At 36.1% G+C, this 21,752-nt stretch carries 16 protein-coding genes and 1 pseudogene; 9 read left to right on the forward strand and 8 right to left on the reverse strand.

Annotated features, from left to right (window positions below; genetic code table 11):
- The 3 genes from H3T96_RS08475 to H3T96_RS08485 form a co-directional block, all read right to left on the reverse strand.
- The coding region (locus tag H3T96_RS08475) for a hypothetical protein (protein ID WP_198248630.1) at window positions 1-667 on the reverse strand (667 nt) is incomplete at its 3' end.
- 143 nt (window positions 668-810) lie between these two features.
- Window positions 811-1,785 carry a hypothetical protein gene (locus tag H3T96_RS08480; RefSeq protein WP_144092148.1) on the reverse strand — a complete coding sequence of 325 codons (975 nt, stop codon included), beginning with the start codon at window positions 1,783-1,785 and terminating at the stop codon, window positions 811-813.
- Between the two features lie 15 nt (window positions 1,786-1,800).
- Window positions 1,801-4,626, reverse strand: coding sequence for a type VI secretion system Vgr family protein (locus tag H3T96_RS08485; RefSeq protein ID WP_186279254.1), 2,826 nt, complete (start codon window positions 4,624-4,626; stop codon window positions 1,801-1,803).
- 507 nt (window positions 4,627-5,133) lie between these two features.
- Between H3T96_RS08485 and proP the strand changes: the two genes are divergently transcribed.
- Window positions 5,134-6,639: a glycine betaine/L-proline transporter ProP gene (gene proP / locus H3T96_RS08490; protein WP_144092152.1), complete on the forward strand. Its 1,506-nt coding sequence runs from the start codon at window positions 5,134-5,136 to the stop codon at window positions 6,637-6,639.
- Between the two features lie 433 nt (window positions 6,640-7,072).
- Here the strand turns inward: proP and pgeF are convergent, their stop codons facing one another.
- Together pgeF and rluD are read right to left on the reverse strand one after the other, a co-directional pair.
- Window positions 7,073-7,840: a peptidoglycan editing factor PgeF gene (pgeF, locus tag H3T96_RS08495; RefSeq protein ID WP_144092330.1), complete on the reverse strand. Its 768-nt coding sequence runs from the start codon at window positions 7,838-7,840 to the stop codon at window positions 7,073-7,075.
- 8 nt (window positions 7,841-7,848) lie between these two features.
- Complete coding sequence (gene rluD / locus H3T96_RS08500) at window positions 7,849-8,823, reverse strand: 23S rRNA pseudouridine(1911/1915/1917) synthase RluD (protein ID WP_039126098.1); 975 nt, start codon at window positions 8,821-8,823, stop codon at window positions 7,849-7,851.
- A 92-nt stretch (window positions 8,824-8,915) separates the two neighbouring features.
- On the opposite strand from rluD, the pseudogene bamD reads away from it, so the two are divergent.
- From bamD to infA, 6 genes and pseudogenes are all read left to right on the forward strand, one after another.
- A pseudogene (bamD, locus tag H3T96_RS08505) lies at window positions 8,916-9,638 on the forward strand (outer membrane protein assembly factor BamD); the annotation flags it as partial.
- 300 nt (window positions 9,639-9,938) lie between these two features.
- Window positions 9,939-12,521, forward strand: a complete 2,583-nt coding sequence (leuS, locus tag H3T96_RS08510; RefSeq protein ID WP_144092156.1) for a leucine--tRNA ligase — start codon at window positions 9,939-9,941, stop codon at window positions 12,519-12,521.
- Window positions 12,522-12,555: 34 nt separating this feature from the next.
- Window positions 12,556-13,050: an LPS assembly lipoprotein LptE gene (lptE, locus tag H3T96_RS08515; protein WP_144092158.1), complete on the forward strand. Its 495-nt coding sequence runs from the start codon at window positions 12,556-12,558 to the stop codon at window positions 13,048-13,050.
- A gap of 8 nt (window positions 13,051-13,058) precedes the next feature.
- Window positions 13,059-14,063, forward strand: a complete 1,005-nt coding sequence (gene holA, locus H3T96_RS08520) for a DNA polymerase III subunit delta (RefSeq protein WP_144092160.1) — start codon at window positions 13,059-13,061, stop codon at window positions 14,061-14,063.
- Window positions 14,057-14,713 (forward strand): nicotinate-nucleotide adenylyltransferase, encoded by a 657-nt coding sequence (nadD, locus tag H3T96_RS08525; protein WP_144092162.1) that lies wholly within the window; start codon window positions 14,057-14,059, stop codon window positions 14,711-14,713. The genes holA and nadD overlap by 7 nt, the downstream gene beginning before the upstream one ends.
- Before the next feature lie 225 nt (window positions 14,714-14,938).
- Window positions 14,939-15,157: a translation initiation factor IF-1 gene (gene infA, locus H3T96_RS08530; protein WP_025315083.1), complete on the forward strand. Its 219-nt coding sequence runs from the start codon at window positions 14,939-14,941 to the stop codon at window positions 15,155-15,157.
- Window positions 15,158-15,264: 107 nt separating this feature from the next.
- Here infA and H3T96_RS08535 read toward each other — a convergent pair whose 3' ends face one another.
- Together H3T96_RS08535 and H3T96_RS08540 are read right to left on the reverse strand one after the other, a co-directional pair.
- Window positions 15,265-16,731, reverse strand: a complete 1,467-nt coding sequence (locus H3T96_RS08535; protein WP_260846886.1) for an amino acid permease — start codon at window positions 16,729-16,731, stop codon at window positions 15,265-15,267.
- A gap of 186 nt (window positions 16,732-16,917) precedes the next feature.
- A complete protein-coding gene (locus tag H3T96_RS08540) occupies window positions 16,918-17,184 on the reverse strand; it encodes a YkgJ family cysteine cluster protein (RefSeq protein WP_086351428.1) in 267 nt (88 codons plus the stop codon).
- Window positions 17,185-17,312: 128 nt separating this feature from the next.
- On the opposite strand from H3T96_RS08540, the gene yeiP reads away from it, so the two are divergent.
- A complete protein-coding gene (yeiP, locus tag H3T96_RS08545; RefSeq protein ID WP_039126116.1) occupies window positions 17,313-17,885 on the forward strand; it encodes an elongation factor P-like protein YeiP in 573 nt (190 codons plus the stop codon).
- Window positions 17,886-17,899: 14 nt separating this feature from the next.
- The gene (gene ttcA, locus H3T96_RS08550; RefSeq protein ID WP_144092166.1) at window positions 17,900-18,796 is read left to right on the forward strand and encodes a tRNA 2-thiocytidine(32) synthetase TtcA; all 897 of its coding nucleotides are present in this window, start codon (window positions 17,900-17,902) and stop codon (window positions 18,794-18,796) included.
- Window positions 18,797-18,869: 73 nt separating this feature from the next.
- Here ttcA and glnE read toward each other — a convergent pair whose 3' ends face one another.
- Window positions 18,870-21,713, reverse strand: a complete 2,844-nt coding sequence (gene glnE, locus H3T96_RS08555) for a bifunctional [glutamate--ammonia ligase]-adenylyl-L-tyrosine phosphorylase/[glutamate--ammonia-ligase] adenylyltransferase (RefSeq protein ID WP_370545728.1) — start codon at window positions 21,711-21,713, stop codon at window positions 18,870-18,872.
- Window positions 21,714-21,752: the final 39 nt, after the last annotated feature.

Consider the following 21,752-nt stretch of genomic DNA (forward strand, 5'->3'; position numbering starts at 1 on the left):
CCATTATTTCGGCATAATCAATTGCCAGTTTTAAATCTTCTGGTGTTAATGATTTACGGTATTCGGTTAATTTATTAATTTTTTTAAATTCTTTATCTTTATAATGATAGCCTTGTTGAAACAGCATTCGTGCTGTTAAATCCTCATAGCAGTGATAACCTCCTTCTAAAGCATAATTGAAATATTTAATACTTTTTTCTAATTGTTCATCAGAGCATGCAAGATATTCCTCATTATTAACATATTCACAAGGACTAAATTCCCATCCCTTTTGGAAAGCAAATTTTGGGTATTTTAAATCAGCAAATTTATCCCATAAATAAATATCCATATCCGGATTTTTAAATACCACCGGTTCAACTAACGGTTTGCCGGTGCTATCAACTAACTGATCGCGATATTTTTTCATAAACTTAGAAAATGACATCATACCTTCTTCCTTTTCATTTTCATCATATAAGTCTTGCCAATTAAGAAGATCATAATAATAAGGCATTGCATTTTTATCCCACTGCCAGGCATGTTTAATAAATTTAACTAAGTGTTCAGGATCTACAACAGCATAAAATACTTGATCGTCGAATGCTCGACGATATAGCTCTTTAGCCTCTTCTATACGTAATAATTGGTTTTCAGGAATGGTTGAAGGATAAATAGTATAGTCCATAATTATATTGTCCTGTTGAATTGAATTATTCTCTGAATTTATTAAATTATAAAAATAACAGATCAAAATGCAGATAATCAAACAAATACTAAAAGCTATTGATTTCTTTTGTATTGTCTTTTTTATTTTAGTTGACTTATTCATTAGATATACTCCAAATCATTTTGATTAAAAACGTCAACTTCTACAATGCGTTCTTCTAATACACCTCTATTGAATACTCGACAGGGAAGAATCTGATTTTTTGGACTTAATTTTTTTATTTCTTCATAAATAGGATAAGGTTCTTTAATAGCTTTTTCATAATTTTTTTTATTTTTCATCATTTTTGTTTTTGTTTGACCAGTCAATAAAGCATATCCCCACAAAACTCGATCTATTGGGGTATTAGAATAAAAACTACTAATGTAGCGATCGGGTCGGTATTTAAATCTTTCCGCATCTTCTTCTGCGGTTGTTTCTGGCTCAAATACAAAAGAATAAAGATTTGCATCTGGTGAATAATTATCAATTTTCATCACATCAATAGCAAAATTAGCATAGATAGTTTGTCCTAAGCAACGGGTTTTTTGTTTATCAGAGATTGTATTTGCTAAACAAATTTTTGCCTTAATCATCGTTTTATTGAATGAATCTTCATATGCTCCACCTCGACAAGAGTGTAAAACAAAAATACCCTCATGCGGATGCCAAGGTAAACACTCCATATTATCCTTATCATTAAAAAAAATTTCACTATTATCATTTTGTTTTTTTAGATAAAGCGAGTTATTTCCCCCATGACCAAAATAGTGAATTTGCCATAAAGCATATTTACTAGCCGTTTCAGGATTGGTTAACTCATTATATAATTTAGTCCATTCTGCTTTAAACTCAGAGGGATATTTAAACCCACTTATAATTCGAATTTCAGCATTGGGATATTTTTTTTGTAATCGTCTTTTTTTATAATAAGCAGCTAATTTAAATGAGAGAGCCCCACCGCCTCCAAATGCAAATAATACAAATAAAGGTTTGGGCGGTATTTTTATTATGGCTTGTTGAATGGCAACCTCACCTTTTTTAATTACAGTTGTTTGTGCTGAAGTGGTTGTGCTTATTTTAGTTTTATCCGGCATAATTTTATCTTACCTTTAAATAAACTCTAATGTGACTGTTTCATTTTCATTTTGTGTATAAAATGCTTTTGTATATCCATTTTTATCGGTTCGACCTTGCACCTTTCTGCCATCTGGCAATGTCGCAATATAAGGCTCATTAGCATGAATTTTTCCTGTTTCATCTTTACATATAAATTTAATTGCATAATTGCCTATGAGATAAGGTAATGCTAACGGATCGACTCGTATCGTTTTCGGTCCCATTTTCTGTAATGCATTACTTTTTATATAAACATTATCCGCCGTGCCCAGTTCAATCCCAGCACTACTGAGTTTGATGTATGAACCACCACACATTAACGTCAGTTCTTTACTTGCGGTAACCGTTAATTTTCCATCAACACTGTCTATTTTAATATCTTGCTTGGCAGCCATATTCAGGTTGGCATTTTGTGCCTGCACCTCAACATCACCTTGGTTGGCAAAGACTTTCATTCCTGATTTATGGGCAAACAGACCGATGGATTCACCGGATGAGACGGTAATGTTTTTTAACGCATTAATGTCAGTTTGGTTTTCACTGGTCATTGAAACGCTATTCGATGTTGACAGTTGGATGTTTTCCGGACTGGTTAAAGCGATGCCCTCTTGTGCATAAGCAATAATGCCACTTTGGGCTAATTGGGTTAATGTCGCTTTAAGTTGCTCCTGACTGTCGGTGTCCGCGCCATGGGCTTCAGAGGCAGTTGCTGCATTTTGCAATGCTTTGGCAATTGATAACGCATTTTCAAGCTGAGTAATGGCACCTTGCATATCAAGTTGTTTACCCTGTGCCTTAGGCTCGGTCTGACTGGTCAGGTATAAACCTTTATTGGCAGCAATCGCTCCCCACTCATCGGTGCGCAGTTCAAATCCCTCACCTCGCTGCTCTTTGTTTTGGTCAACTAAATGCCCGATGTTAAGCTGGGTTTTACCATATTCGGTCGCTAACTTGATGTGCTCTTGTCCGCGCTTATCATCCATCCTCAGTTTGTTGTTAGCAGGAGTACGAATTACATTTCGGTGTTTGTTTATGGCGGTCACATGGTCAGGGTGTTGGCTGTCATGCATCGCATGCGCGATATAAGGTCGGTCCGGATTACCGTTAGTAAAGGCAACCGCAACTTCTGTACCATCAATCAGTGGAAAGTGAAAACCATAGGTACTGCCCGCATACGGTTTAGCCAGTCTTAACCATAAGCTCTCTTCACCGTTTCGCCACTCTTTTAAATCAAAGTTAAATTTAACCCGATAGCGCCCTTGTGTATCAATATAACCATAGGTGTCATTATTCGGACTGGTCACCCGTGCCGGTAAAGTGCCGTCAATAGTCGGAAAAGGAATCGGCTCCGGGCGGTAAGGTTTTAATGGCTGGTAAGGTATCGCGGTAAAACTCAGTTCATAAGCATCACTGCGGTTTCCCTGTCCTTGCACCGTTAATATCATTACCCCCTCATCTATTCCGGCAATCGTACTGCCTTTGATGCGGATATGTTGGCCCGGGGCTAAATTAGCCTGATTGCTTTTACCCCGGATAACAATTTGACGGCTGATGGCGTGTTCATGGCGAATGCGGGCATACCATTCACCACTTTCAACACCATTACTCGCATTACCAGAATGAGTGCTAATATCACTGCTATTATCGTTATTATTGCCGTTACTGTCGTCGGTATCAATATCACCACTGTTTTCATCATCATTATTGTTGGTGTCACTATCAATTCCATTATTGCTGTCACCATTGCTATTTAACCCTTTATAGTGCTCATCATAACGGTAATCAGTACCGTAAGTGGTGTTATCTTTCTGTTGGCTGTTAACTTCGCCCAGTAAATTCGCCTGCGCATCGCGATAGTTATAATCTTGTACTTGTACCGAAGATTCCACCATCTGACTGTGTAAGGTCATATCCCAGACACTTTCAACGCCGTTATCCAGTGTGCCGCTCGGTTGTTTGTACACAATATCAGCCACCTGCTGATAACCTTGCTCATAATCACTGATGACCATCACATCACAATTATGTTCACCATGCGTTTCAAACCGGAAATAGACCCCCACATCAGCAAGCAGTCTTTGAATAAACTCAAGGTCACTCTCCTGCCACTGGGTGATAAATTCACGCTCCGGATATTGCTCTTTAAGTGCTAAACGATAATCAATCCCTGTATAACCATGACCACGCAAGACCTCTTCAACCACACTGATAACGCTTTGATTCTGAAAAATAGCACAGTTATGACTTAATGCCAGTTTGGCTAATTGCGAGGATAAGACAACTTGATAACGGGCTTCATCATTACTGACTGATAATTGACTGAACTGGGTTATCACACCATGAAGAGTGCGTGACCCGCCCTGAGATAATAGTGAATTTAACGGATTAAGCGGATTAAATTGGGTTAAAGAATTAAGTGGATTAGATTGTTTAAGTTTATCTAACTGTTTTAATGGCTCAGACTGTTTTAATGCATCTAATGGATTAGCCGAAGTTAAGGAATTAAGTGCATTAAGTCCTTGAGTTGCAAAGTCGCTTAAACTGCTAGAATTAGCAGGATTAAAACTCAAACAGGCATTTTGGTTAAGAAATGACTCAACAGATAGTTGTTTATCCGAGCTGGTGAAAGTAATCGTATAGTGCCAAGGCTGGTTTAGTTGTTCATTACCCTCAACTTGTAAAACTGAAACTTCAGCAGGTAAACCATCAATATTTAGTGTATAACGATTATGTCCTGCTCCATTAACTAAACCTTGCTTTAGACCACGACTTAAACCATTACCCAATTGATTCACCAAATTGGCTAATCCTTTATCCATGTTATCCTCAATATATTTCATGTATATAGCAAATACTACTGTGCTTTATTTAACTATTTATTATTAATATAAACTAAAAATTATAATTATTATAAAAAGTGTATAAAATACCTCCTTTTAGATCAGATATCAATCAAACTGTTACAAATTATGATCATAATACTTATGAATAATACTGACTGACTCACTGACTGATTATTTGATAAAACTAAACTGTTTATTTGCCTCATTTTACATAATTAGATATTTTGATATAATTAATGCCTAATTTTCATGAAAAGAATGATTTTGTCGATATTCAATTATATTAGAATGCATCAACAAAACATCATTTTTTGCTTTTTATTATCCTCTTTTATCTTTACTTAAATTTTCATCGGAAAAATTAACTGAATAACACATGGTTAATGTGTCATTTGAATTGTATTCATCTTGCATTACTAAGCAACCGATTTACCTTGTTGCATTATTTCTTTTCATTTATGACATGAAAACAGGCGGTATTCTATGAAGAAAACGATAAAACCGAAAAATCACCCATTAAATATAAATGACATAACAATTATTGATGATAGCAAATTAAAAAAAGCCATTATTGCAGCAGGACTTGGTAACGCGATGGAATGGTTTGATTTTGGCGTATATGGCTTTTTAGCTTATGTATTAGGGCAAGTATTCTTCCCTAATGCTTCACCCAATGTACAAGTAGTTGCTGCATTGGCAACTTTCTCGGTGCCTTTTTTAGTTCGACCATTAGGTGGATTAGTGTTTGGTATATTAGGCGATAAATTTGGTCGCCAAAAAGTACTTTCTGTCACCATCATTATCATGTCATTAAGTACATTTTGTATTGGTCTGATTCCTTCCTATGCATCAATTGGCATTACTGCCCCAGTACTATTATTATTGGCTAAATTAGCGCAAGGCTTTTCAATTGGCGGTGAATATTCCGGCGCAGCAATTTTTGTGGCCGAATACTCGCCAGACCGTAAACGTGGTTTTATGGGAAGTTGGTTAGACTTTGGCTCCATTGCGGGTTTTCTAGTGGGTGCGGGCTTAGTCGTGCTATTATCAACTATCCTTGGTGATGCTAAATTCCAACAGTGGGGGTGGCGAATTCCATTCTTATTTGCTTTACCATTAGGACTTGTTGGTCTTTATTTACGTCATGCATTAGAAGAGACCCCTGCATTTGTACAACATACTGATTCAATGGATAAAAATGAACAAGCCAATATCGCAAATCCACCTAAAATGACTTTCAAAGAAATCATAACCAAGTATTGGAAAAGTTTATTTGTTTGTGTTGGATTGGTCATTGTCACTAATGTTACCTATTACATGCTACTGACCTATATGCCGAGTTACTTATCACACAATTTAAATTATCATACTGATCATGGTGTATTAATTATTATTGCTATCATGATTGGCATGTTATTTGTGCAACCTATGATAGGGTTGATTAGTGATAAAATAGGACGTAGACCCTTTATAATAGGAGGAAGTTTAGGATTATTTATTCTTTCCTATCCTGCCTTTGTAATGATTAATAGTGATGTTATTGGTCTTATTTTTTTAGGATTATTGATATTAGCAGTTTTGCTAAACTGTTTTACAGGAGTAATGGCATCAATATTACCGGCTATTTTTCCAACCCACATCCGTTACAGTGCATTGGCTATCTCGTTTAATATTTCAGTGTTAATTGCTGGTGCAACACCAACCGTTGCCGCTTGGTTAGTCGAGGAAACTAATAACTTATACATGCCAGCTTACTACTTGATGATTGTTGCATTAGTAGGATTATTCACCGGTATAAAAATGAGAGAAACCGCCAATCAACCATTAAGAGGTGCAACACCTGCTGCATCAGATCGTTCAGAAGCAAAAGAGATCTTATCGGATCACTTTGATTCCATCGAGCAAAAAGTGGAAGATATCGACGAACAGATAGAAAATCTACAAGAACAACGTCAAGATTTAGTTGATCAACATCCGAAATTAGATTGAGTTTTTGCTTAATTTTGTTTTAATTCGTTTTTTATTATATAGATATTTCTCATAATTAAGGCTTTTATTACAAAAGCCTTAATAAGCTAAAACAAACAATCTGTAAAAAATATTCAGGAGTCTATACCGTTTCATTTTATTTTTAGCCACAATTCATATTAGAGACAAGAATTATGTTATTACATAAACTTTGCCTTTATAAATCAAATCGTTCCAATTGTGTTAAATTTGATGAATAAACGTTATGGAGCTTCGATAAACTATCTATACTCGAAAATAAATCAAAATTCACATAATTAAACACTCAAGACCTAACAAAAATAGAATACACAGTATTAAATAGGTAAATATTTTTATTTATTTAATTCAAAATTAAATGGTTGAAGAATAAACAATATACAGCTATTTTTATTCCAACTTAATACGTTGCGGTTTAATCAAACCAAATCATTGATGCCATTCGACCAGTCTTATTTTCACGACGATATGAGAAGAATTTATCTTGTTCGGTATAAGTACAATAGTCGCCACCAAACACATGAACAACACCCATAGCTTGCAAACGTTGTTTGGCAATTAAATACAAGTCAGCCAGATATTTTTGCTCGGATGGATTAATTAAAGTAAAAGCCAATTTAGCGTTAGAATCGACTTTTTCAAATTGATGTTTAACTTCAATACCTACCTCAAATTTTTTTGCACTGATGGCGGGTCCCATCCAAGCTAAGATTTCACTGGTTGGACAGACAAATTTTTTAACTGTTTCTTCTAAAATACCATGACATAACCCTCGCCAACCCGCATGGGCAGCCGCGACTTCATCGCCTTTCATTGAACAAAATAATACAGGCAGACAGTCTGCTGTTAGCACAACACTAACTTGCTTGGGTTGATTAGTATAAGAAGCATCGGCTTCAAATGATTGATGAGTATTTATCTTTCCAGTTGGTGCTTGTAAAGCAATTTGTGAAATATCGAGCGCGATAGTGCTATGCGTTTGATTGAGCCAATAAGGTTCACTGGGTATCTGCTGTGCGTTAATAATACGTTTACGATTTTCGGCAACATGATCTAAATTATCATCAGTTCGATTACCCAAATTTAAACTGGCAAATGGCGTTGAACTAACCCCTCCTGTTCTGGTGGTAGTAAACGCATGAATATTTTTAGGTGCAGTCCAATAAGGGTAAATCGATTTAATCATATTTGTTACCAATCCAGTTCATCTTTATGAAGTTCGGTATCTTCCTGTAATGCTTGAATTAATTTTTGCATATCATCAGGAATCGGCGCATGCCACTCCATCTGTTCGCCCGTAACAGGATGGAATAGACGTAACATAGTAGCATGCAGTGCTTGCCTGTCAAAATCTCGTAAGGTTTGAATAAATGAGTCACTGGCACCTTTTGGTGGTCTTGGACGTCCTCCATATAATGGATCACCAACCAATGGATGCGCTATATGCGACATATGCACACGGATTTGGTGAGTTCGTCCTGTTTCTAAACGTAAGCGTAATCGAGTATGTAACCGATATTTTTCCATTACGCGATAATGGGTAACTGCAGGTTTACCTGTCGGGAATACCGCCATATGCGTTCGTTTAGTCGGATGACGTGTAATAGGTTGATCAATAGTGCCCCCCGCGGTAATAATTCCCATTGCGACAGCTTCGTATTCACGGGTGATTTCACGCAATTGTAATGATTCAACTAAATGGGTTTGGGCGACGATTGTTTTAGCCACAACCATTAAACCTGTAGTATCTTTGTCTAATCGATGCACAATACCCGCACGTGGTACACGCGATATTTCTGGATAATAGTGCAATAAGGCATTTAATACCGTGCCATTAGGATTACCCGCGCCCGGATGTACAACTAAATCGCGCGGTTTATTAATCACTAAAATATCATCATCTTCATAAATTATATTAAGTTTAATATCTTCTGGCTGATGATAAGTTTCTTCCTCAATTTCAGCGCATATACTTATTTTTTCACCGCCAAGAACACGTTCTTTCGGTTTATTGACAATAATATTGTTAACAGTAACTTTATTATTAACGATCCAATCTTTAATTCTAGATCTTGAGTAATCAGGGAAAAGTTCTGATAATGCTTGATCTAAGCGCATTCCTAGCTGGGTTTGTTCAATTTCGGTCGATAATTTTAACTCGTGCATGTGTAATTTATCTATTTTAAGCTGTTAGGTTTTAGAGTATTATATACCAATCATTGCCTTTAATGTTTAATTAAATTTGGACTGAAAAACGAATGAAACTACGTTTACACACTTTATTAGCAATCACTTTAGCTGGCATGCTAATTGGCTGTACTTCTTCCAAACCAGATGTTGAAAATGTATCAGAATTAGATCTTCATAACAAAGCTCGAAGTGAACTCGAAAGTGGCAACATAAAATCCAGTATTACCATATTAGAGACAATCGATAAGAATTATCCATTTGGTCCTTATTCACAACAAGTACAGCTTGATTTAATTTACGCTTATTACAAATCAGGCGATTTTCCATTGACTATTGCATCAATCGACCGTTTTTTAAAATTGAATCCAACGCATCCTAATATAGATTGGATTATCTATATGCGTGGTATTACTAATATGGCACAAGATGATAATACTATCCAAGGTTGGTTTAACGTCGATCGTTCCGATAGAGATCCCGATTTTGCTATCGCCGCTTTCAAAGACTTTACCTATCTGGTTTCAAGCTTTCCAGACAGTCCTTATGCGGCTGATGCACAGAAACGTTTGATCTATTTAAAAAACAGATTAGCTCGATACCAATTAAAAATTGCAGAATATTATACCAAACGTGGAGCTTATGTTGCAGTAATTAATCGGGTAAGCCGAATGATATCGTTATTTCCTGACACAGACTCAACAAAAACTGCACTTTTGTTGATGCGTAATGCCTATAATGAATTAGGTTTAGATAACGAAACAAAAAAAATTGATGAGTTAATTCAAGCCAACCTTGAAAATATACCTAAAAAAGAAGAAAAATCATACTTATCGCGATTTACCAGTATATTTAATGGTGGTTAAAATTTAACGAGCGGAGTTCACTCCGCTTTTATTTTCACCATAGCCTGAATAAACGATTATGTTTGGGTTATTTATTTTGATAAGTTAATACGTTTAATCACCTCCTCCCTTTCTTTTTGCTTAACAATTCAGGCTAACCATGCATATAACGTTTGTAAAACATTACAATAACCAATACAATTAGCAAAATATTTTTATTAGCAATAATAGATAGGACATTAATTCGTCATGCAAGAACAATATCGCCCCGATGAAATTGAAGCCACAGTACAAAAACATTGGCTAGAAAATAAAACTTTCCACGTCACAGAAGATCCATCAAAAGAAAAATATTACTGTTTATCGATGCTACCTTACCCTTCTGGGCGTTTACATCTAGGTCATGTTCGTAACTACACAATCGGCGATACCATTTCGCGTTATCAACGTTTAAATGGCAAAAATGTATTGCAACCTATTGGCTGGGATGCATTTGGTTTACCGGCTGAAGGTGCTGCGGTTAAAAACAATACTGCTCCAGCAAAATGGACCTATGAAAATATTGCTTATATGAAAAAGCAATTACAATTGTTAGGTTTTGGTTATGATTGGGATCGCGAAGTGACTACTTGCCGTCCTGAATATTACAAATGGGAACAATGGTTTTTTACTAAGCTTTATGAAAAAGGTTTAGTCTATAAAAAAACTTCTGCCGTTAACTGGTGTCCAAATGATCAGACCGTACTTGCTAACGAACAAGTTGTCGAAGGTTGCTGCTGGCGTTGTAGTACCCCAGTGGAACGTAAAGAGATCCCACAATGGTTTATTAAAATTACGGCATACGCAGAAGAGTTACTCAATGATTTAGATACATTAGAAAGCTGGCCTGAACAAGTTAAAACCATGCAACGTAACTGGATTGGACGTTCAGAAGGGGTTGAATTTGATTTTGCTGTTGAAAACTATGCTGATAAATTACGTGTTTACACAACTCGTCCTGACACTTTAATGGGTGTAAGCTTTGTATCGGTTGCAGCCGAACACCCTCTTGCGCAATTAGCCGCACAAAACGATCCTAAAATTGCTGAATTTATTGCCGAATGCAAAAACACTAAAACAGCTGAAGCCGATATGGCGACGATGGAAAAGAAAGGCATGCCGACAGGCTATTATGCCATTCATCCATTAACTGGTGATAAAGTGCCTGTTTGGATCGCTAATTTTGTGCTAATTGAATATGGTACGGGTGCCGTTATGGCAGTACCAGGCCACGATGAGCGTGATTATGAATTTGCCTCTAAATATAACTTACCTATTAAACCAGTTATTTTAAACCAAGACGGCAATGAACCTGATCTTTCCGAGCAAGCTTATACTGAACATGGCAAATTATTTAATTCGGGCGAATTCGATGGACTTGATTTTGAACAAGCATTCAATGCAATTGCTGATAAGTTAACTGCGCTTGGTATTGGTACTCGTAAAGTCAATTATCGCTTACGTGATTGGGGCGTTTCACGCCAGCGTTATTGGGGTGCACCAATTCCAATGGTTACGCTTGAAGATGGCACCACAATTCCAACACCGGAAGATCAATTACCAGTGATTTTACCTGAAGATGTCGAAATGAATGGTATTACAAGCCCAATCAAAGCAGATCCTAACTGGGCTAAAACTACGGTTAATGGCCAACCTGCGTTACGCGAAACCGACACTTTCGATACGTTTATGGAATCATCTTGGTATTACGCACGTTATACTTGCCCTCATTATGACAAAGGCATGTTAGATGAAAATGCGGCTAACTATTGGTTGCCAGTTGACCAATATGTGGGCGGTATTGAGCATGCAATTATGCATCTTCTCTATTTCAGATTCTTCCATAAATTAATGCGTGATTTTGGTTTAGTTACCTCTGATGAACCAGCCAAACGCTTGCTTTGCCAAGGCATGGTATTAGCTGATGCATTTTATTACACCAGCCCAACTAACGAACGTATTTGGGTTTCACCAACAGAGGTGACCATTGAGCGTGATGAAAAAGGTCGCATTGCTAAAGCGGTGGATAGTAAAGGCAATGAACTGGTGCATGCTGGTATGACAAAGATGTCAAAATCCAAAAATAACGGCATTGACCCACAAGAGATGGTCGAAAAATACGGTGCAGATACAGTTCGCTTATTTATGATGTTTGCCTCCCCGGCGGATATGACACTGGAATGGCAAGAATCTGGTGTTGAAGGAGCCAATCGCTTTATTAAACGTGTATGGCGTTTAGTGTATGAGCATGCGCAAAAAGGTCAAACAGCGGAGCTTGATGTTTCTGCTTTAGACAACGATCAAAAATCATTACGTCGTGAATTACATAAAACGATTGCAAAAGTAACTGATGATATTGGTCGTCGTCAAACATTTAATACAGCAATAGCGGCTGTAATGGAATTAATGAATCGCTTACAAAAAGCACCGCAAGAATCTGAACAAGACCGAGCATTAATGGACGAAGCATTAAATGCCATTGTTCGTTTACTTTATCCTATGATGCCTCATGCTTGTTTTGTGATGTGGCAAGCATTAGGTCATAGTGAATCGATTGATGATAGCCTATGGCCAGTTGCTGATGAATCAGCAATGGTTGAAGATGAAAAACTTATTGTGGTACAAATCAATGGTAAAGTACGTGGCAAATTTACCGTGCCAGCAAATGCTGATCAAGAATCGGTCATAGCTCAAGCTAAACAAGAACCAAATATTCAAAAATATTTAGTCGATGTTGCAATTCGCAAAGTGATTTATATACCCGGTAAATTATTAAATCTTGTTGTTGGTTAATATTGTTTATAACTAAATATAGGCGGTAGTAGATATGAAAAAATATTTAGCTTCTCTCATGTTATTGACAATATCTTTAACTGGATGTGGATTTCATTTACAACATGAAACAGAAGTGCCTACGCGTTTTAAAACGATGTCTTATATGAGTCATGATCCTTATGGACAGCTTTCACGAGATATTAAAGAATTATTACGCGACAATCATGTTACGTTAACCAATAATGAAGTTTCACAAAATCATCCTGTATTAAAGGTTGTGAGAGATTCAATAGATCGTAGCACAATATCAATTTATAAAGATGGTAAAGCAGCTGAGTATCAATTAGTTTTAACTGTTGAGACACAAATCATTATCGAAAATGAAAAAATCTATCCTATTAATGTCCGTGTTTTCCGGACATTTTTCGATAATCCATCCGCTGCGCTTGCCAAAACGACTGAACAAGATTTAATTGAAAATGAAATGTATATGGAAGCAGCAAAACAAATTATTCGGAAATTAAAATCTGTTGATGCCGTAAATTAAAAATTGATATGATTAAAATCAGTGCCGATCAAATCACCACTAAATTAGGATCACCTTATTACTTGATAATAGGGAATGATCCTTATTTACAACATTATGCGCAAACTCAATTAAAAACTTCATTTAAACAGTTAGGTTTTAATGAGCAGCTCACGTTTAATATAGATAATCAAACCGATTGGTCAACTATCTTCGATAGTTGCCAAGAAATGAATTTATTCTCTGATAATACACTCATTTTTTTGGATTTTGGTGAAAACTTGATAAATGCCAATATAACCATAAAACTCAATACGTTAAGTGAAATGTTAACGGCTGAGATTGTCTTAATCATCAGTTTAAATAAAATCACTAAAACGAATGAAAATGCACAATGGTATAAAACATTATCTGATAAATTAGTTGTGGTGAGTTGTAATACCCCCGATGAAGTGCAATTACCTAAATGGCTTTCTAATCATTTGCAACAAAAACAGATGCAAATTGAACCACAGGCAATTGAATTGCTTTGTTATTACTATGAGGGTAATTTACTCGCTTTAACCCAAATTGTTGAACAATTAAAATTACTTTTTCCAAATCAGACTATCACATATGATCAAGTCGAAAGTAATATTAATGATTCAGCTATATTTACGCCTTATCATTGGATTGATGCAATGGTGTCACACAAAACTAAGCGCGCAACACACATAATGCAACAACTAAAGATGAATGAGTTTGAACCACTAATTCTATTGCGTGTTATACAACGAGAACTTATCTTACTCATCAATTTGAAAAAAGGATTATCAAACAAATCTTTTAAACAAATTTTTGACGAATATAAAATTTGGCAAAATAAAAGACCCATGTATACATCTTATTTGAATCGCTTTGATATTAAAGATCTATTTAATACCCTTAAACGACTAACCGAGATTGAAATAAGCTTTAAACATGATAATCAATTACAAATTTGGGATGCTTTATCTGCTTTGACCATGCAATTTATGGGGTTAAATAGATGTTAACAGCATTGTTTGGCGGTACATTTGATCCCGTACATTATGGACATATACATCCTGCTATCGCCTTAGCCAAAGAAATTGGCTTAACACAAATCAGCTTGTTGCCTAACCAAATCCCTCCACATAAACCACAGCCAGAAGCAACAACAGAACAACGTTTGGCAATGTTAAATTTGGCAGTAGAAGATTTATCTCTATTTTCGATTGATACTCGAGAAATATCATCTGAAAAATTGATGAGACCTTCCTATACAATCGAAACGTTGGAAAAGTGGCGTCAGGAAAATGGTTATCAAAAAGGACTAGCCTTTATTATGGGGCAAGATTCATTATTAAGCTTGCCTACTTGGCATAAATGGCAAACACTGCTTGATTACTGCCATTTGTTAATCTGTCGTAGGCCTGGTTATGCAGAAAAAACCGATAATATCGAGTTACAAAATTGGATAACCACACATCAAACAAAAAATATTAAAGATTTACACGATAATCCATGTGGATACATTTTTTTTGCTCATACGCCACTTGAAAATATTTCGGCGACAGAAATCAGACAAAATATCAACAATAAACAAAACTATGAAAATTTGTTACCAGCCAAAGTTTGGCATTATATTCATCAAAATGCACTTTATAACGCAAAGAAAAAGTAGAAAGGACTTTACATCTGACAGTTTTTTCGGCATTATTTTGCCGCTAAGTTTATATATTCTAAATTCAGTTTTTTTATGTTTATACGTTAATTTGCTAAATCCTATTATAAACAACCTATATGGTTACGAAAAAGTTTAGAGCTTTTTCATGCACACGTTAACAGTGTGAAATAAGACTAGCACTTTAAGTATATTTAATTTGTATTTATTATTTAAGAGGCCCCAATGGCAAAAGAAGATAACATTGAAATGCAAGGTACAATACTTGATACACTCCCAAACACGATGTTTCGTGTTGAACTTGAAAATGGTCATGTTGTTACTGCACATATTTCTGGTAAGATGCGAAAAAATTATATTCGTATTTTAACAGGTGATAAAGTGACTGTTGAAATGACGCCTTACGATCTATCCAAAGCACGTATCATATTCCGTAGTCGCTAATATCGTTATCAAAATAAATAACACAACAGATTATTTATCTCTTTCTTAATAAAAAGGCCGTCGACAAATGTCGACGGAAATTAGGAAGTTTTGAAAAATCTGGGATGTTAATCAGCTTTAGAAAAATCCATCTCATCGTATTTTACCCATTTAGTCTTTTTAACTATTTTGTAGGTAAAATAAATTGCAAAGAATAATGGGATACCAATGTAAGTTGCAATCACACCATTCCAATCTATAGTATCTTGTAAAAACGCTTCATAATTTTGTCCTAACGTAATAATTAAGCATAATACAAATGCAAAAATAGGACCAAATGGGAAACAACTTGAACGATAAGGTAATTTACTGACATCGTTACCTTGAATGGTGTAACCCTTTCTAAAGCGATAATGGCTAATTGCAATGCCAAGCCAAGCAATAAATCCTGTCATACCTGACATATTAAGTAACCACAAATAAACGGCCTGATCTTTATACATTGAAGTTAAAAAACAGAGCATCGCGACAAATGTTGTTGCTAACAATGCTGCTCGAGGTACACCTGATGAGGATAATTTAGCAAAGATTTTCGGCGCTTTGCCTTCTCGAGCAAGTGCATAAAGCATACGTGTTGATGCATAAAGACCCGAGTTACCAGCTGATAAAACCGAAGTTAAAATAACGGCATTCATTAGTGCTGCCGCAGACAGTAGTCCTGCATGTTGAAATACTAACGTAAACGGACTAACACTTATATCCGTTTCATCATTGCGTAGCAAATTAGGATCGGTATAAGGAATAATTAAACTAATAACTAAAATCGCAAAGATATAAAATAGTAATATACGCCAAAATACTTGTCGCATAGCTCTTGGTATATTTTTTTCAGGATCCTTTGATTCACCCGCAGCAATACCGATTAATTCGGTACCTTGGAATGAAAACCCAACCACCATTGCGACACCAATCATTGAAGAAAATCCACCAACAAAAGGTGCATCACCTACTTGCCAGTTTTGCCAACCTGCACTTTCTGCACCTCGTAAAATGCCAATTATCATCAACAAACCAACTACGATAAAGACAATAACAGTGACAACTTTAATCAATGAAAACCAAAACTCAGCTTCACCAAAACCTTTAACAGAAATATAATTTAAACAAAATATAATGCTTAAAAATAGTAAGCTCCATAACCAACTGTAAGCCCCTGCATCAATCCAATATGAGATAACGAGCTGTGCGGCAACTAAATCAACCGCAACGGTAATGGCCCAGTTATACCAGTAGTTCCAACCGATTGCGAAACCAAAAGCTTCATCAACATAACGTGCACCATAAGTTGCGAATGTTCCTGAAACAGGTAAATAGGCGGCAAGTTCGCCAAGACTGGTCATTAAAAAGTATACCATCACCCCAATAATGGCATATGACAGTAGCGCACCACCTGGACCTGCTTGGGCAACGGTTGCACCCGATGCAACAAATAGCCCTGTTCCGATTGAACCGCCGATAGCAATCATCGTTAAATGACGAGCTTTTAAATCTCGTTTTAATTTATTTTTCATAACAATGTTCTTCTGTTTATTGATATTAAATTTAATAGAAAAAACAGCTATCAATTAAGATATTTCCTAATCTGAAGATAGCGAAAATTAATTCTATAATTACTGATATTTATTACTAGATATTGAAGTGCGGTGAAGTTTATCAAAAAAACAACTTTGCGAGATAAATAATTCTAATAATCGATCTGGTTTATTAAATTTATGCAATACTCAATTGCTAGTCAACTGTTCTAATTGAGTTAAATAATGTATAGCTTGTTCTCGATTATTGCCACACATTTCAAAACAGGGTTTTAATCGACCACAAACTATCGGTCTTGATGATTTTTGAAAAAGACCACACTGATAATTATTATCCAAATGAATGCATGCAATGCCCGCAGGTTTGCCATTAGGCATACCGGGAATTGCAGATGAAATTGAGGGAGCAATGCAGCAAGCGCCACAATTTTTTCGACATTCATATGAATCTGCCATAGTATTTCCTTTATTTTAAAGTTCTGCGATAAATTTTGATGGTGACAATAGCAAGTTAGCGGTAAAATAGCGAGCTAATTTTTACCTTATCTAACCTTTATTATCATTAATTGTGAAGAATAAATATTATGGCTAAAGCAAATGAAATAAAACGTGGCGATGCGGTCACGTACAATGGAAAACTTCTTCTTGTAAAAGATATCGATGTTCAAAGCCCGAGTGCTCGTGGTGCCAGTACACTGTATAAAATGCGTTTTACCGATGTAAAAAATGGTGGTAAAGTGGAAGAACGCTTCAAAGGTGACGATATTATCGAAACCATTGAGCTTTCTCGTCGTCCAGTTAGTTTTTCTTATATCGATGGTGATGAATATGTGTTTATGGACAATGAAGACTACACACCATTTATCTTCAAAAAAGAACAAATTGAAGAAGAGTTACTGTTCATTCCAGAAGGCGGTATGAGTGGCATTCAGGTATTGATGGCTGATGGTGACGTGATTGCCTTAGAATTACCGCAAACGGTAGATTTAGAAATTATCGAAACTTCACCAAGTATTAAAGGTGCTTCAGCAAGTGCTCGCACTAAACCCGCAACATTATCAACGGGTCTTGTTATTCAAGTGCCTGAATATATTGATAACAATGAAAAAATTAAAATTCATATCGCTGAACGTCGTTACATGAGCCGTGCTGAATAATCTATAAAATTGTGATGAATACATATAATCAAAATAAACTACATAAACGATTGCGTCGCCTAACCGGCGAGGCAATTGCCGATTTTAATATGATCGAAGATGGCGATCGTATTATGGTTTGTTTATCAGGTGGTAAAGATAGCTATACCTTGCTTGATATCCTTATTAATTTGAAAATAAGCGCACCAGTCAATTTTGAATTAGTGGCGGTAAATTTAGATCAAAAGCAACCAGGATTTCCTGAACATATCCTACCTCAATATTTAGAATCATTAGGTATCGAGTATAAGATTGTACAGGAGAATACTTATGGCATTGTGAAAGAAAAGATCCCTGAAGGTAAAACTACTTGTTCGCTTTGTTCACGCTTACGACGTGGAATTTTATACCGTACAGCAACCGAACTGGGTGCGACCAAAATAGCATTAGGGCATCATCGAGATGATATTTTAGAAACGCTGTTTTTAAATATGTTCTATGGTGGCAAGCTTAAAGCCATGCCACCCAAATTGATGAATGATTCTGGTGAACATATTATCATCCGTCCACTTGCTTATTGCAAAGAAAAGGATATTGCCAAATATGCTGAAATTAAGCAATTTCCAATTATTCCTTGTAATCTTTGTGGTTCACAGCCTAATTTACAACGTCAAGTCATTAAAGAGATGCTTAATGAGTGGGATAAAAAATTCCCAGGGCGCATTGAAACCATGTTCCGTGCTACCCAAAATATCACTCTCTCTCACCTGTGTGACACAAACCTTTTTGATTTTAAAGGAATCAAAAAAGGGGATGATGCCGTTAATGGTGGCGATATCGCATTTGATCGAGAAGACATTGCTCCTGCAATGGGTTTTGATGCATCAGAACTTGAAGAGCAAGATATGATTTTGTGGAAAGAAGCAAAATAAGTTGTTAGTGAACTTTTGATATCCATTATCGGCTAAATAAACACTATTAACCGATAATGGTTCACCTAAACAATTACATCAACCACTTTTGCCAACTTTGTTTAACTATCTGTTTTTCTCGATAAAATTGTGAACTGTTGACCATACTAGGTAATAGTTGTAATGCAAGTTGATGAATTTGATTACGCATATCAATATAAGCTTGAGTCAATTGTTCTGCTTCATCACTGTCCATAATTTGGTAATGAGTAGCTAGCTCTAAAATTCGTACATTGTCACTCCAAGTTGTCATTTTAGGGTGTGAATGAGCATAATTGAGCACCAAATATTGTGATAAAAATTCGATGTCACCAATGCCTCCCTCATCAATTTTCAGGTTAAATAGTTCAGCTTGCGTCGTGCCTAAGTGATTTCGCATTTTTTCTCGCATTTGCCTAACTTCGGTTTTTAATTGATTTTCATCTCGTGGTTTGCAAAGCACATCCTGACGGATTTGGTTAAAACGTTTTATAAGATCATTTTCACCATATACCGCTCGAGCTCTTACCAGCGCTTGGTGTTCCCATGTCCATGCTTCATTCATTTGATAATCCGCAAAGGAATCTAAACTACACGCAAGTAAGCCTGCATCACCTTGTGGACGTAATCTGACATCCACTTCATAAAGAATACCAAAGCTAGTACGCACATTAAATAAATGAATAATACGTTGCACCAAGCGTAAATAAAATTGACGACTATCAATCTGTTTGTCACCATTGGTAACACTATTTGCAGGGCAATCATGCAAAAAAACTAAATCCAGATCCGAACCGTAACCCAGCTCCCAGCCCCCCAATTTACCATAAGCGACCACGACTAATCCTTTATGATTATCAGCTAAGTGAGCGGGTTTACCATAACGTTCGACCATCTGACTCCAAGCCATTTGTACAACAAAATCAAGTAATGCTTCCGCCACATAAGTAAGGTGATCACTTACTTTCATAGTGGTTAATATATGTTCCACATCTGCCGCAGCAATGTGCAGTAATTGCATCTGCTTAAATTGGCGTAAGGCTTCTAATTGCTGTTCTTCATCGTCAACGTGAATACGTAATAAGTATTGATAAAGTTGACTTTTATACTCATTAGGTTCAATCGTTTGATAAAGTGAATTAATATCAATTAATTCATCTAATAAAATCGGATAGTGAGCCAGTTGATCACTAATCATAGGAGAGGCACTACATAGACGGATCAACTGCTTTAATGCACTCGGATATTCAAGCAATAGCTCTAAATAGGTCGTACGACTAACAATATTAACCAACAAAGGCAATATGCGTGAAAATACCATAATTGCCTGTTGTCCATTACAAATAGCATCTAATAAACGAGGCATGAGTTGATCGAGTATTTCACGCCCACGCACACCTATTGTCCGTTTGCCAATATCATTACGAAATTGGATGAGCATCTGATAAAGTTGCTCTGCATCACTATCAGAATAGTTTGGCAATACAGTTTTTATATCGCTTAATTGCAAATCAGGAACCCATAAGTCATCAAACAGATCATTGTATTGTTTTGTGTTTGGAACAGACTCTGAATCATCATTACCAATAAGAGCATTGAATATCAAGCGATTTTGTTGCATACGCACAGTTAATTGTTCAATAAACTCAGACCAATTGGTAAATCCCATATTGGTAGCTAAACGAATTTGATCGAGCTCTTCTTCTGGTAATGTTTGGGTTTGTTCATCATTAATGGCTTGCAGTAAATTTTCGCAGCGACGTAAAAATAAGTAGTTATTACGCAATTGAGCCACTTCATTAGTATCAAGCAATGATTCTTGTTCAATTACTTGTAAGGCGGTAAGCAGAGAACGTGTCTGTAGCCCAATGACACGGCCACCGCGAATCAGTTGAAAAACCTGTACAATGAACTCGATTTCACGAATGCCTCCAGCACCTAATTTAATATTATTTTTTAAACCACGTCGGCGTACTTCACGTTCAATCATGCTTTTCATATTACGTAAAGATTGTAAAACACTAAAATCAATGTAACGACGATAGACAAAAGGCTTAAGCATTTGGTAAAGTTCTTTGGTGAAAGAGTTTTGCTGATCGCCTAACACTTTGGCTTTTACCATAGCATAACGTTCCCAATCTCGCCCTTGTTCTTGATAATAATCTTCCATAGATGAAAAACTTAAGACTAATGGCCCACCCTCACCAAGTGGACGTAATCGCATATCAACACGATAGACAAAACCGTCTTCGGTAATACTATCAAGCGCTTTTATTAAACGTTGTCCTAAACGGGTAAAAAATACAGCATTATCCAGTTCTCGCCTGCCACCTTGCGTTTGCCCATGTTCAGGATAAGTAAAAATTAAATCAATGTCAGAGGAAAAATTCAGTTCTCCTCCCCCTAGTTTTCCCATACCCAATACGAGCAAAGGTTGAGGTTCACCTTGATGACTACACGGTGTCCCCCACTCTTTACAACTTAATTCATACAACCAATCACGTGCCGTTACAATAATGACTTCAGCAAGTTCACTTAATTGACTTAATATTTGTTCATCGCTACTAGTATAAGTTAATTGTGACCATTCAAGCCTGACTAAGATATAACGCCTAAATAATCTCAATGCTTTCATTAATGCCGTTTCATCCAATACCGATGTTAAGTGTTCATTAAGCCATTGTTGATAATAACGTCTTTCATCAGCTTGTGGCGGATGATTAATAATATTTGTAAGCCACTGTGGATATCGATAAAAAGCATCTACTATAAAATCACTTTGTACCAAAATATTAAGATTATCCTGTACGAAAACGGAATTACATTGTGATAGCTGTGATGTTATTTTCTGTTTTTGTTGATTCAAAATTTCAGATTGTGACATATACTTCTCTCGCATTGATGATGTTATCGACTCGTCCTATTTATCATAAAATCA

The organism is Gilliamella sp. W8136, assembly GCF_016101285.1.
Classification (GTDB): domain Bacteria; phylum Pseudomonadota; class Gammaproteobacteria; order Enterobacterales; family Orbaceae; genus Gilliamella; species Gilliamella apicola_N.